Annotated in this window: 13 protein-coding genes; 6 read left to right on the top strand and 7 right to left on the bottom strand. The window is 69.8% G+C overall.

Annotated elements, in window-relative coordinates:
- Positions 1-37: 37 nt before the first annotated feature.
- Positions 38-733, bottom strand: a complete 696-nt coding sequence (locus ACSYGO_RS25565) for an NUDIX hydrolase (RefSeq protein WP_345639676.1) — start codon at positions 731-733, stop codon at positions 38-40.
- Between the two features lie 52 nt (positions 734-785).
- Complete coding sequence (gene nth, locus ACSYGO_RS25560) at positions 786-1,853, bottom strand: endonuclease III (RefSeq protein ID WP_460389763.1); 1,068 nt, start codon at positions 1,851-1,853, stop codon at positions 786-788.
- Positions 1,854-2,386: 533 nt separating this feature from the next.
- Here nth and ACSYGO_RS25555 point away from each other — a divergent pair.
- Positions 2,387-3,061, top strand: a complete 675-nt coding sequence (locus tag ACSYGO_RS25555) for a Crp/Fnr family transcriptional regulator (RefSeq protein WP_006382668.1) — start codon at positions 2,387-2,389, stop codon at positions 3,059-3,061.
- A gap of 136 nt (positions 3,062-3,197) precedes the next feature.
- On the opposite strand, the gene ACSYGO_RS25550 is transcribed toward ACSYGO_RS25555, so the two are convergent.
- From ACSYGO_RS25550 to ACSYGO_RS25535, 4 genes are all read right to left on the bottom strand, one after another.
- On the bottom strand, positions 3,198-4,028 hold the full coding sequence (locus tag ACSYGO_RS25550) for an MBL fold metallo-hydrolase (protein WP_426681847.1): 831 nt from the start codon (positions 4,026-4,028) through the stop codon (positions 3,198-3,200).
- Positions 4,025-4,894 carry an NUDIX hydrolase gene (locus tag ACSYGO_RS25545; RefSeq protein ID WP_095935656.1) on the bottom strand — a complete coding sequence of 290 codons (870 nt, stop codon included), beginning with the start codon at positions 4,892-4,894 and terminating at the stop codon, positions 4,025-4,027. The genes ACSYGO_RS25550 and ACSYGO_RS25545 overlap by 4 nt, the downstream gene beginning before the upstream one ends.
- Before the next feature lie 710 nt (positions 4,895-5,604).
- Complete coding sequence (locus tag ACSYGO_RS25540) at positions 5,605-6,075, bottom strand: RidA family protein (RefSeq protein WP_095935655.1); 471 nt, start codon at positions 6,073-6,075, stop codon at positions 5,605-5,607.
- Entirely contained in the window at positions 6,072-6,233 is a 162-nt protein-coding gene (locus ACSYGO_RS25535) for a DUF4177 domain-containing protein (RefSeq protein ID WP_075033571.1), read from the bottom strand. The genes ACSYGO_RS25540 and ACSYGO_RS25535 overlap by 4 nt, the downstream gene beginning before the upstream one ends.
- A 95-nt stretch (positions 6,234-6,328) precedes the next feature.
- Between ACSYGO_RS25535 and ACSYGO_RS25530 the strand changes: the two genes are divergently transcribed.
- Positions 6,329-7,306: an ArsA family ATPase gene (locus ACSYGO_RS25530; RefSeq protein ID WP_432176091.1), complete on the top strand. Its 978-nt coding sequence runs from the start codon at positions 6,329-6,331 to the stop codon at positions 7,304-7,306.
- The gene (locus ACSYGO_RS25525; protein WP_460387750.1) at positions 7,303-8,835 is read left to right on the top strand and encodes an ArsA family ATPase; all 1,533 of its coding nucleotides are present in this window, start codon (positions 7,303-7,305) and stop codon (positions 8,833-8,835) included. The genes ACSYGO_RS25530 and ACSYGO_RS25525 overlap by 4 nt, the downstream gene beginning before the upstream one ends.
- A gap of 30 nt (positions 8,836-8,865) precedes the next feature.
- On the opposite strand, the gene wblA is transcribed toward ACSYGO_RS25525, so the two are convergent.
- On the bottom strand, positions 8,866-9,204 hold the full coding sequence (wblA, locus tag ACSYGO_RS25520; protein WP_028799159.1) for a transcriptional regulator WblA: 339 nt from the start codon (positions 9,202-9,204) through the stop codon (positions 8,866-8,868).
- Between the two features lie 406 nt (positions 9,205-9,610).
- On the opposite strand from wblA, the gene ACSYGO_RS25515 reads away from it, so the two are divergent.
- From ACSYGO_RS25515 to ACSYGO_RS25505, 3 genes are all read left to right on the top strand, one after another.
- Positions 9,611-11,884, top strand: coding sequence for a transglycosylase domain-containing protein (locus ACSYGO_RS25515; RefSeq protein ID WP_432176092.1), 2,274 nt, complete (start codon positions 9,611-9,613; stop codon positions 11,882-11,884).
- A 176-nt stretch (positions 11,885-12,060) separates the two neighbouring features.
- Positions 12,061-12,561: a hypothetical protein gene (locus ACSYGO_RS25510; protein ID WP_426681842.1), complete on the top strand. Its 501-nt coding sequence runs from the start codon at positions 12,061-12,063 to the stop codon at positions 12,559-12,561.
- Between the two features lie 185 nt (positions 12,562-12,746).
- Positions 12,747-13,052 (top strand): helix-turn-helix domain-containing protein, encoded by a 306-nt coding sequence (locus ACSYGO_RS25505; RefSeq protein ID WP_426681841.1) that lies wholly within the window; start codon positions 12,747-12,749, stop codon positions 13,050-13,052.
- The last annotated feature ends 372 nt before the right edge of the window (positions 13,053-13,424 follow it).

Here is a 13,424-nt window from a genome sequence, read left to right as displayed (position 1 = left end):
TCGCCCCCCGGAAAAACACAGCACGTGGGCCACCCTGTCATGAGCGCCAGTCGAGCGGGACCTGCTTCGCGCGGTCCCAGGGACGCTCCCAGCCGGAGTAATGCAGGATCTTGTCGATCACACCGGCCGTGAAACCCCAGACGAGGGCCGATTCGACCAGAAATGCCGGACCTCTGTGGCCGCTGGGGTGCACGGTGGTGGCGCGGTTGGCGGGATCCGTGAGATCCGCCACGGGGACCGTGAAGACTCTCGCCGTCTCGGCGGGGTCGACGACGCCGACCGGTGTCGGACGGCGCCACCAGCCAAGGACCGGGGTCACCACGAAGCTGCTCACCGGGATGTACAGCTTGGGCAGCACACCGAAGAGCTGGACGCCGCTCGGGTCGAGCCCGGTCTCCTCCTCGGCCTCGCGCAGGGCCGCCCGCAGCGGCCCGTCCCCCTTCGGGTCGCCGTCCTCGGGGTCGAGGGCGCCACCGGGGAAGGAGGGCTGGCCGGCGTGCGATCTGAGGGAGCTGGCGCGCTCCATCAACAGCAGCTCGGGACCGCGCTCCCCCTCGCCGAAGAGGATGAGGACGGCCGACTGGCGGCCCGCCCCGTCCGCCGGCGGCAGGAAGCGGCTCAGCTGGAGCGGCTCCACCGTCTCGGCGGCATGCACGACCGGGGCCAGCCAGTCGGGCAGACCGTCCTTGCTGAGCGTCACCGGCCCGCCCTGCGTGTCACTCGCGTGCGTCATCGCCACCCCCGTTCTGCTGTTCCCAACGCCTGTCGGTGCCGTGTTCGTTCCGTCATCCGGCACCCAGTGGGGGTGCGGGGATGCCACCGGCGTCCAGATACGACTGCGGGGGCTTGAGCCGCTGGCCGGGGAAGCCGCCCTTCTCGTACTTCAGGAGCTTCTTCGCCTTCTCCGGATCGGTCTCGCCCTCGCCGTACGCCGGGCAGAGCGGCGCGATGGGGCAGGCACCGCAGGCGGGCTTCCTGGCGTGGCAGATACGGCGGCCGTGGAAGATCACGTGGTGGGACAGCATCGTCCAGTCGCTCTTCGGGAAGAGCGCGCCGACGGCCGCCTCGATCTTGTCCGGGTCGGTCTCGTCGGTCCACTGCCAACGGCGCACGAGCCGCTGGAAGTGGGTGTCCACAGTGATCCCGGGCCGCCCGAAGGCATTGCCGAGGACGACGAACGCGGTCTTGCGCCCCACGCCCGGCAGCTTGACGAGGTCTTCGAGCCGGCCGGGCACCTCGCCGCCGAACTCGTCCCGCAGGGCCTTGGACAGCCCTATCACCGACTTGGTCTTGGCCCGGAAGAACCCGGTCGGGCGCAGGATCTCCTCGACCTCCTCAGGGTTGGCCGCGGCCAGGTCCTCCGGGGTCGGGTACTTGGCGAAGAGCGCCGGGGTCGTCTGGTTCACCCGCAGGTCGGTGGTCTGCGCGGACAGCACCGTGGCGACGATGAGCTGGAAGGGGTTCTCGAAGTCCAGCTCCGGGTGGGCGTACGGGTAGACCTCGGCGAGCTCGCGGTCGACACGGCGGGCGCGGCGCACGAGGGCGGTGCGCGACTCGTTCCTCGGGGGCTTCGCGACGGCCGCGACGGTCTTCTTCGCGGCGGCGGGCTTCTTCGCGGGAGCGGCAGCGCTCTTCGCCGCGGACTTCTTCGCGGGAGCGGCCTTCTTCGCGGACGCGGCGGCGGTCTTCGTGGCGGCGGCCTTCTTGGCGGCCGTGGCGGCCTTCTTCGCCGGAGCCTTCTTCGCCGGAGCCTTCTTCGCCGGAGCCTTCTTCGCCGGCGTCACCTTCTCGGCCGTACCACCGGCTCTCTTCGCGGGCGCGGCGGCGGCCTTCTGCCCGGCCCCCGCGGTCACCCGCCCGGCGGACTTCCCAACTGCCGTCCCGGCGGTCTTCTTGGCGGTCTTCTTGGCGGTCTTCTTCGCTGCCGTCGTGTCGGCTGCTGCTGTGTCGGCTGCCGTCTTTCCGGCTGCCGTCCTGGCGGTCTTCTTCGCTGCCGGCGTCACGCCGTCGTCCCTTCCCCGCCGTCCGGCGGCAGAGTCGCCCCCGTCACCGGCAGGAGTTTTGCCTCTTTTGTCGGCTTCTTGAATCCGTCGAGAGCTTGTTCGCCCACAGCGGAATCGCGACGTACAACCACCCGCCCAGCCCCCTTGGCCTGTGCTCTCACCGGCGATTTGGACACCCGGCCAGCCTAAAGCCCGGCACCGACATCCGCCCTGGACCCGGAAGATCGGCGCCCAATTGGCCCCCTGCCGCACTCCCTGGGACGCCAGTGCGGCAGACTTGTGACTGATCACACTGTTTGGACGGTCCGGCAAGATGGGGAACACGGTCCCCTGGTACCAAGGGGGAGCAAGATCCCCTGAGCAGGTCGACAAGGAGAGAACTCGTGGACGACGTTCTGCGGCGCGCCCCGCTCTTCGCGGCGCTCGATGACGAGCAGGCCGCGGAGCTCCGCGCCTCCATGAGTGAGGTGACCCTCGCGCGAGGTGACGCTCTCTTCCACGAGGGCGATCCCGGAGACCGCCTCTATGTGGTGACCGAGGGCAAGGTGAAGCTCCACCGCACCTCCCCGGACGGCCGCGAGAACATGCTCGCGGTCCTCGGCCCCGGCGAGCTGATCGGCGAACTGTCGCTGTTCGACCCGGGCCCGCGCACGGCGACCGCCACCGCGCTCACCGAGGTCAAGCTGCTCGGCCTCGGCCACGGCGACCTCCAGCCCTGGCTGAACGCACGGCCCGAGGTGGCCGCCGCGCTGCTGCGCGCCGTCGCCCGCCGTCTGCGCAAGACCAACGACCAGATGTCCGACCTGGTCTTCTCCGACGTCCCGGGCCGTGTCGCCCGCGCGCTCCTGGACCTGTCGCGCCGCTTCGGCGTGCAGTCCGAGGAGGGCATCCACGTCGTGCACGACCTCACGCAGGAGGAACTCGCCCAGCTGGTGGGCGCGTCGCGTGAGACCGTCAACAAGGCACTCGCCGACTTCGCCGGCCGCGGCTGGCTGCGCCTGGAGGCGCGCGCGGTGATCCTGCTGGACGTGGAGCGCCTCGCGAAGCGCTCACGCTGACGCGTACTTCGTACGAGGAGGGGCCCCGCCGCACGGCGGGGCCCCTCCTCGTTTCGGCCACCCGGCGCGGCCGCACGCCCCGTTCACCACCGCGGCCCGCTCTCCCGCGGCCGACCGGGAGCCGGACCCGGAGCTCTCAGATCAGGCCGTGCTCGCGCAGATAGTCCATCTGGGCGCGCACCGACAGCTCCGCCGCGGGCCACAGGGAACGGTCGACATCCGCGTACACGTGGGCGACGACCTCGGCGGGCGACCGGTAGCCGTTCTCCACGGCCGTCTCCACCTGGGCCAGCCGGTGGGCGCGGTGCGCCAGGTAGAACTCGACGGCGCCCTGGGCGTCTTCGAGGACGGGACCGTGGCCCGGCAGGACGGTGTGGACGCCGTCGTCGACCGTCAGGGAGCGCAGCCGGCGCAGGGAGTCGAGATAGTCGCCCAGACGGCCGTCGGGGTGGGCCACGACGGTCGTGCCGCGCCCGAGGATGGTGTCGCCGGTGAGCACCGCCCGATCGGCGGGGATGTGGAAGCACAGCGAGTCGGCGGTGTGGCCGGGCGTCGACACGACCCGCAGTTCGAGGCCGCCGACGCTGATGACGTCGCCCTGTCCGAGCCCCTCGGCGCCGAGCCGCAGCGCGGGGTCGAGCGCCCGCACGTCGGTGCCCGTCAGCTCGGCGAACCGCGATGCGCCCTCGGCGTGGTCCGGGTGCCCGTGGGTGAGCAGGGTGAGTGCGATCCGCTTGCCGGCCTTCTCCGCCGTGTCCACGACGTTCCGCAGGTGTACGTCGTCCAGGGGGCCGGGATCGACCACGACCGCCGACGCGGAGTCGGGCTCGGAGAGGATCCAGGTGTTGGTGCCGTCCAGGGTCATGGCGGACGCGTTCGGGGCCAGGACGTTGACGGCGCGCGCGGTGGCGGGACCGGACTCGACCCCGCCGCGGGGCTGGCCGGGGAGGGCGGTTGCGTCGGTCATGCGGAGGCTCCACCGGTCGGGATGTGCTTGGTGAACTCGTCGTGGCCGGGCCAGGCGAGGATCAGTTCGCCGTTCTCCAGGCGGGCCTTGGCCAGGACGGGCGTCAGATCGCGTTCGGGTGCGGCGGCGAGGGCGTCGGCGGCGGTGCCGTACGGGACGAGCTGGCGCAGGGTCGCGATGGTCGGCGGCATCATGGTCAGCTCGCCCTTGTCGTACGAGGCTGCCGCGTCCGCCGGGTGGATCCACACGGTGCGGTCGGCCTCCGTGGAGGCGTTCCGGGTGCGCTGGCCCTCCGGGAGGGCGGCCACGAAGAACCAGGTGTCGTAGCGGCGGGACTCGAACTCCGGGGTGATCCAGCGGGTCCAGGCGCCCAGCAGGTCGGAGCGGAGCACCAGGCCGCGGCGGTCGAGGAACTCGGCGAAGGACAGGTCGCGGGCTACCAGGGCGGCGCGGTCCGCCTCCCACTCGTCGCCCGTCGTGTCGCCGACCACGGTGTCCGGGGTGGGCCCGGCGAGCAGGACGCCTGCCTCCTCGTACGTCTCCCGCACGGCCGCGCAGACCACGGCCTGGGCGGAGGTCTCGTCCACGCCCAGCCTGTTCGCCCACCACGCGCGCGTGGGGCCCGCCCAGCGGATCTGGTGCTCGTCGTCGCGGGGGTCCACTCCGCCGCCCGGGTAGGCGTACGCGCCGGCGGCGAAGGCCATCGAGGCGCGTCTGCGGAGCATGTGCACGACGGGCGTGGTGTCGGTGTCCTTGAGCAGCATGACCGTGGCCGCGCGTCTGGGGGGCACCGGTGTGAGGGTGCCCTCCGCGAGCGCGCGGATCCGCTCTGGCCACTCCGGTGGATACCACTGCCCATTCGCCATGGCCGGAGGCTATCCCGAGCCGGGCGGATGTTCGAGTGCCTCTCGCCCCGGCGGGCGCCCACCAGGTCTTTCGCCCCCTCCGCCCCTACCCGACCCGAACCCCCGGGGGCTCCGCCCCCGGACCCCCGTTCGGCCTGGACGGCCTCGTCCTCAAGCGCCGGACGGGCTGAGGCACTGCCCCCAGCCCTGACAGCGACGACCCCGGGGCCAGGGGAAATCGGCCTGGACGGCCTCGTCCTCAAACGCCGGACGGGCTGAAAGGTGGCTCTCTGCCCTCAAGGCGGGACGGGACGGGCGCTGGCGCCGGGGAACTGCCGCCGGAGACCGGACGGAAGCTGCCGCCGGGCCCGAGGGAAACTGCTGCTGGACCGGACGGAAGCTGCCGCCGGACCGGAGGGGAACTGCCGCCGGACGGGACGGGAACTGCTGCTGGGCGGGACGGGAACTGCGGCCGGACGGGCCAACGGCCAGACCTCAGCCCCACTCGCACCCGCAGTCGCCCTCTCTCTGCAGGGGCCGTACCCCGGACGCACCTGCAGTCGCCCTGTCACAGAAGGGGCCGTGCCGGTGCATCACATGCCCGTTGCGGACGGTGACACGACCCCACCGCACTGAACCACCGGACCACACGACGGCTGCAACGGGCGGATCACCGGCACGGACCCGACCCACCCACCGAACCGGAGCGCGCACGCTGCCGCCGGGCACGGCTACGGCGCCGTCAGCTCCACCTGGATCTCGACCTCCACAGGAGCGTCCAGCGGCAGAACCGCCACACCGACCGCGCTGCGCGCGTGCACGCCCTTGTCGCCCAGCACCGCGCCCAGCAGCTCGCTCGCGCCGTTCAGAACCCCCGGCTGCCCGGTGAAGTCCGCGGCGGACGCCACGAAGCCCACGACCTTCACGACCCGCGCGATGCGGTCCAGGTCGCCGGCGACCGACTTGACCGCCGCCAGCGCGTTCAGCGCGCACGTGCGGGCCAGCTCCTTGGCCTCCTCGGCCGTGACCTCGGCCCCCACCTTCCCGGTCACGGGAAGCTTGCCGTCCACCATCGGCAGCTGCCCTGCGGTGTACACGTACACCCCGGACTGCACGGCCGGCTGATACGCGGCCAGCGGCGGGACGACGTCCGGCAGGCTCAGCCCGAGTTCCGCGAGCTTCGACTCGACGGTCCCGCTCATGCCGACTTCTCCCGCTTCAGGTAGGCCACCAGCTGCTCGGGGTTGTTCGGTCCGGGCACGACCTGGACGAGCTCCCAGCCGTCCTCGCCCCAGGTGTCCAGAATCTGCTTCGTGGCATGGACGAGCAGCGGCACGGTTGCGTATTCCCACTTGGTCATGTGGCCGACTGTAGCCCCTGCCGCCCCGCCCCTCGCGCACACGTTGTCCACAGCCTCCTGCGTAGTCCGGCGGCGGACTGGTTAGGCTCGAATACGTGAGCAGGCTCCAGGTCGTCAGCGGCAAGGGCGGTACCGGCAAGACCACGGTGGCCGCGGCCCTCGCGCTCGCCCTCGCGACCGAGGGCAAGCGCACCCTCCTCGTCGAGGTCGAGGGCAGACAGGGCATCGCGCAGCTCTTCGAGACAGAAGCGCTGCCCTACGAGGAGCGGAAGATCGCCGTCGCTCCCGGCGGCGGGGAGGTGTTCGCCCTCGCCATAGACCCGGAACTGGCGCTCCTGGACTACCTCCAGATGTTCTACAAACTGGGCGGCGCGGGCCGCGCCCTGAAGAAACTCGGCGCCATCGACTTCGCGACCACCATCGCGCCGGGTCTGCGCGACGTGCTCCTGACCGGCAAGGCGTGCGAGGCCGTACGGCGCAAGGACAAGAGCGGACGGTTCACGTACGACTACGTGGTCATGGACGCCCCGCCCACGGGCCGCATCACCCGCTTCCTGAACGTGAACGACGAGGTCGCGGGCCTCGCCAAGATCGGCCCGATACACAATCAGGCACAGGCCGTGATGCGCGTCCTCAAGTCCCCGGAGACGGCGGTCCACTTGGTGACGCTCCTGGAGGAGATGCCCGTCCAGGAGACCGCGGACGGCATCGCGGAGCTGCGCGCCGCGAACCTGCCGGTGGGCAGGATCATCGTGAACATGGTGCGGCCCCAGGTCCTCGACGCGACCGACCTGGAGCTCACCCGCGCGGCCCCGCACACGGCGATCGCCCGGTCCCTGTCCGCGGCCGGTCTGGGCGGAGCACGCCGCGGCGGGAACGCCGAGCGGCTCGTCGACCCGCTGCTGGAGCAGGCCGAGGAGTACGCCGAGCGGTACGCCCTGGAGCACGAGCAGCGCGGGGTCCTGGCCGAGCTGGGCCTGCCGCTGCACGAACTGCCCCTGCTCGCCGAGGGAATGGATCTGGCGGGCCTGTACGAATTGGCCGCACAGCTGCGGAAGCAAGGGATGTCATGAGTCTGGACCCCGCCCGCGTCCTCGACGTCGATCCGCTGCTCGACGACCCGCAGACCCGCATCGTGGTGTGCTGCGGCTCGGGCGGCGTCGGCAAGACGACCACGGCGGCGGCCCTGGGGCTGCGCGCCGCGGAGCGCGGCCGCAAGGTCGTCGTGCTCACCATCGACCCGGCGCGCCGGCTCGCCCAGTCGATGGGCATCGACTCACTGGACAACACTCCACGCCGGGTGAAGGGCATCGAGGGCGACGGCGAGCTGCACGCCATGATGCTCGACATGAAGCGCACGTTCGACGAGATCGTCGAGGCGCACGCGGACCCGGAGCGGGCCGCGGTCATCCTGAACAACCCCTTCTACCAGTCGCTCTCCGCGGGCTTCGCGGGCACGCAGGAGTACATGGCGATGGAGAAGCTGGGGCAGCTGCGGGCGCGCGACGAGTGGGACCTCATCGTCGTCGACACACCGCCGTCGCGTTCGGCGCTGGACTTCCTGGACGCCCCGAAGCGGCTGGGTTCGTTCCTCGACGGGCGGCTGATCCGGCTGCTGACGGCACCGGCGAAGCTGGGCGGCCGGGCGGGCATGAAGTTCCTGAACGTCGGGATGTCGATGATGACGGGCACCCTGGGGAAGCTGCTCGGCGGACAGCTCCTCAAGGACGTGCAGACGTTCGTGGCCGCGATGGACACCACGTTCGGCGGTTTCCGTACGCGGGCGGACGCCACGTACAAGCTGCTCCAGGCGCCCGGCACCGCGTTCCTGGTGGTGGCGGCCCCGGAGCGGGACGCACTGCGCGAGGCCGCGTACTTCGTGGAGCGGCTGGCCGCGGAGGACATGCCGTTCGCGGGTCTGGTGCTCAACCGGGTGCACGGCAGCGGCGCCACCCGGCTGTCCGCGGAGCGGGCGCTCGCCGCAGCGGAAGATCTTGATTCCGAGGCTGCAGAAAATCTTGACGACGCCCGCATTGTGGATCAGGGGGACGGGAAAGCTGGACTTCGTAACTCTCCCGACACGTACGACAGTTCAGAACCCCCCGCTTCCGCGGCACCGGCTTCCGAGGAAGGCTCCCCCGCCGCCACGGACACACCCGCCCCGGGCCGGACCGCCGCCACGGACGGGACCACCACGGACCACACCGCCGCCACGGACAGCACCTCCCGGGACCGGACGGACGCACGGGACACACCGGACGCGCCCGACACGGCCGGCGCACACGGCACGGCCGACCCGCAGGACGAGACCGGCACGGCCGACGCGCAGGATCCGACCACCACGGCGGGCGAGACCCGCTCCGACGCGGAGGACACGGCCCGAACCGTCGACCAGCTCACCGCAGGCCTGCTGAGGCTGCACGCCGAGCGCATGCAGCTGCTCTCCCGCGAGCAGCGCACGCGTGACCGGTTCACCGCGCTCCACCCCGAGGTGGCGGTGGCCGAAGTGGCGGCGCTTCCGGGCGACGTGCACGACCTCGCCGGGCTGCGGAACATCGGGGACCGACTCGCGGCCAATCGGCCGGAGCTGCCCGAAAGCTGAGTATCCGGGGCGACCCGAGGGGAAGGCCCCTCAGCCCACCGCGGCGTAGCGCTCGTACACCTCTTCCTCGTCGAGGGGCAGCAGGCCCGCGCCGCGCTCGTACTCCGTACGCGCGGTCTCCAGCAGGCGACGCCACGAGGTGACGGTCGGCCGGCGGCGCAGCAGCGCGCGGCGCTCCCGCTCCGTCATGCCACCCCACACGCCGAATTCGACGCGGTTGTCGAGCGCATCGGCGAGGCACTCCGTGCGTACCGGACACCCGGTGCACACTGCCTTGGCCCTGTTCTGCGCTGCTCCTTGAACGAACAGTTCATCCGGATCGGTAGTGCGGCAGGCCGCCTGCGCACTCCAGTCGGTTACCCAGCCCATACCGGCGCCGTCCTCTCCCGAATCGAGGCTCCCCCACGGCGGCAGCGGCATATTCACCGCCGCCAGTTGAGGACGTTACGGAAGGTGGGCACAGCGCAACACCCCCTTCGGGCCCAATCTTGAATGGCCCGAACGGACTATGCGTAAGCGGCAGATCACCCGGGGGAGTGAGCTGGGGACATGCGGGACAATCCCAGCAAACCGGGACACTTCAGTTGAGTCACAACGGACGCCAGGTGACACACAAGGCGGATTCGGACACGCGCCCCACAGAAATCGGGGAACCTCCGGAACGATTCGGGGTCGCCGGACGTATTGATACGTGGCCGCACTGCTGTGACAGTTGAGAGCAGCTTAGGCCAAGGCATATACGTGTGTCCGGCGAATGAGAACGTAGGCTGCCCTCATGCCAAAGAAGCGCTCGGGCGGTGGTCTGTCCCCTACGCAGCAGGCCGCCAAGTTCCTCGGTGTCAGCGTGCTCGCGGGTGCCGTCATGGCCGGAATCGCACTGCCCGCCGCGGGCGCACTCGGTCTCGCGGCCAAGGGCTCCGTCAAAGGGTTCGACGAGATCCCCGACAACCTGAAGAGTCCCGCGCTGAGTCAGCGGACCACGATCCTGGACAACAAGGGCGGCCAGATCGCAACGGTCTACTCGCGCGACCGCACGGTGGTCGACCTCAAGGACATCTCGCCGTACATGCAGAAGGCGATCGTCGCGATCGAGGACTCCCGCTTCTACCAGCACGGCGCGGTGGACCTGAAGGGCATCCTGCGCGCCGTGAACCAGAACGCGCAGAACGGCGGGGTCGCCCAGGGCGCCTCCACCCTCACGCAGCAGCTGGTGAAGAACTACTTCGTGGAGGAGGCCGGCGACGACCCGACGAAGGTCGCCCAGGCCACCCAGCAGACCCTCGGCCGCAAGATCCGCGAGCTCAAGTACGCGATCCAGCTGGAGGAGAAGCTCGGCAAGAAGAAGATCCTCGAGAACTACCTGAACATCACGTTCTTCGGCGAGCAGGCCTACGGCATCGAGGCCGCCGCCCAGCGCTACTTCTCCAAGCCCGCCAAGGAGCTGAACCTCCAGGAGTCGGCGCTGCTCGCGGGCATCGTCCAGTCGCCCAGCCGGTACGACCCGGTCAACGACGAGGCGGAGGCCGTCAAGCGGCGCAACACCGTGCTCCAGCGCATGGCCGAGGTGCACGACATCTCGCAGCAGGAGGCCGACGCGGCCAAGGCGAAGAAGATCGAGCTGCACGTGAGCAAGCCGAAGAACGGCTGCATCACGGCGGTCAAGGGCTCCAGCTTCTTCTGTAAGTACGTGGAGCACGTCTTCCTGACCGACCCGGTCTTCGGCAAGACCAAGGAGGAGCGGGCGAAGATCTGGAACCAGGGCGGTCTGACGATCCGCACGACCCTCGACCCGCAGTCGCAGGAGTCCGTCCAGACGTCGCTTAAGGACCACGTCTACAAGTCGGACAAGGTCGCCGCGGCGGCCACCCTGGTCGAGCCGGGCACCGGGAAGATCCTCGGCATGGGCCAGTCGAAGCCGTACGGCTACGGGAAGAACGAGACCGAGTACAACTACTCGGTCGACTACAGCATGGGCGGCTCCAACTACGGCTTCCCGACCGGTTCGACGTTCAAGCCGTTCGTGGCCGCCGCCGCGATCGAGCAGGGCCGGCCGCCGACGCAGGAGTACTCGTCGCCGAACAAGATGCCGTACCCCAGCCCGGTGCAGACGTGCAGCAGCAAGCCGTGGACCAACCAGGCGAACGAGCAGGTGCCGAACGAGGACGCCTCGGAGGTCGGTCCGTACCGGCTGAAGGAGGCGATGGCCAAGTCGGTCAACACCTACTTCGTGCAGATGATCTCCGACATCGGTCTGTGCCCGGTGATGAAGCAGATCGACAAGCTCGGCGTCGTCCAGGGCAACGGCGACAAGCTCCCCGAGGTCCCCTCCATCGCCCTCGGCGCCAAGGGCATCTCCCCGCTGACGATGGCCACGGCGTACGCGGCCTTCGCCTCCCGCGGCATGTACTGCACGCCGATCGCCGTCGAGTCGATCACGCAGAAGGTCGGCAACACGCAGAAGTCCCTGGAGGTACCGAAGTCGACCTGCTCGCGGGCGATGTCCGAGAAGACGGCGGACACCATCAACACCCTGCTGAGCGGTGTGGTCGACTCCGGTACGGGTCAGCAGGCGGGTCTGACCGACCGGGCCAACGCCGGTAAGACCGGTACGACGGACCAGCGCAAGAACGCCTGGTTCGTCGGCTACACGCCGAACCTGTCCGGCGCGGTCTGGGTCGGCAGCGCCACCCAGAAGGTCCAGATGCGGGGCATCCGCATCGGCGGCGTCTACCGCGACAAGGTCTACGGCGGGCAGGTTCCCGGCCCGATCTGGCGGGACCTGATGACCGGCGCCCTGGTGGGCAAGGACTCGCCGTCCTTCAACCTGGTCGACATTCCCGACGAGGACAAGGACAAGGACAAGGACAAGGACCGGGACCACGACGGGAACGACGACGACAACGGTCACGGAAACGGAAACGGCGGGAATGGAGACCCCCTCGGCGGCCTGACCAACGGCGGATCGCTCCCCACGCCTTCCTTCTCCATTCCCGAGGGATGGATTCAGGGCACCACCGGCAGGGGTAACGGAAACGGCGGTCAGCGCTGATGACCCATATCCGCCGATCCACCCCGCATCCCCCGGCTGACCTGCGGCTGAAGCGTCCGGCGTAATTACGTCAGCTTCCCGGTAAGGGCACCCTCTCGGCGGAGGCCGTGACATATTCACCTCCGGCCCCGCCTCGAGGGTGCCCTTGCTGTTTTTCCAGCCCGTCCGGAGGGGACATGAAACTCAGATCGCGGCTCAGTGTCACGTTCAGCGCGTTGCTCGGCGCCCTGACCCTCGCCCTCGCCGTACCGAATTCGGCGGCGGCCGCCGCCTGCGACAACTTCGGCTGCGACGGTCACGACCCGAACGTCCAGACCTGGCAGACCGGTCCGGTCAGCCCCTACGGCCCGTACGACCTCGGCGGGTCGTTCATGTACGAGCTGCGCTGGGGGAAGACGGACGGCGACCAGTACAGCTGGGGCCGCCTGTGGTACATCAGCGGCTCGGACGAGCAGAAGTACACCGTGTACGTGCAGCGCTGCACGAAGAGCCACTCCACCTGTTACTGGCGCCTGGGCGAGAAGAAGGGCGGCGCTTCGGGCTGGACCGCGAAGGTCCCCGAGGGCACGAACTACTACTACACACGCACGCCGATGTACTACAACCCGTCGGGTTACGAAATGCGGGCCTGCGTGGAGGACCCGTCGGGCGACGAGTCGTGCACGCCGTGGTACTGAGCAGGCCCGGCTCTCCGACGTACGGATGAAGCCAATGCGAGCGGGGATGGCGCAAATACGTCATCCCGCTCGCCCCGTTAACAGTCTTTGGTGAGATTTATTCAGCTGTTCGCGCTCACAAGCGGTTCCTAGACTTGTCCCACCAGATGCAGTGATCCACTGCTGCTACTTGGGGGGAAGGCGAATTGACCGTTACGCCAGAACTTGACGTCAATAAACCGAGAATAGAAGCCAACGACCAGAAGATTCTGAACCTGCTGTATGCGGGGCTGAACGACGCATCGATCGCCCGGCATTTAGGAGTGGGTCACCGCACGATACAGCGCAAAGTGCACCGGCTCATGGAACTTCTCGAAGCCAATGGCCGTGTGGCCCTGGGCGCTCGGGCGCAGGAACTCGGCCTGCTGGTGGGCGCGTCCCGCCGGCCGCCACGGCCGAGGGAACTGACCGCCCGGGTGACGGACGGCGCCCTGCGGGCGGGGGTCGGCTGACCCCGCGACGGGCAGTGCCGCCGGCTCATTCACGGACGCGCACGACGGGAGCGTGCGCTGCGGAGAACGCCGAGCGAGACAACGACGTCCGGCCGGGACAACGACGTCCGAGCCGCATGCCGACGCCGGAACAGGACTCCGGCGTCACGAGCCGCCGCCGACGCAGGACCGGGACAACGACGTGACGACGTCCGGCCAGGACAACGACGTCCGGCCGGACCGATGACGTCCGGCAGGGGCAACGACGCCCGAGCCGCGTGCCGACACCGGAGCGGGACACCACACCGGGAACGTCGGTCCTCTTAGGCCCCGCAGGGAAACCTCTTCACCCCGTGGGACATCGTCCTGCCGAAGGGGTGGTGACCGCCGCAC

The sequence above is a fragment of the Streptomyces krungchingensis genome, assembly GCF_054729265.1.
This window is presented reverse-complemented; position numbering and strand designations above follow the sequence as displayed.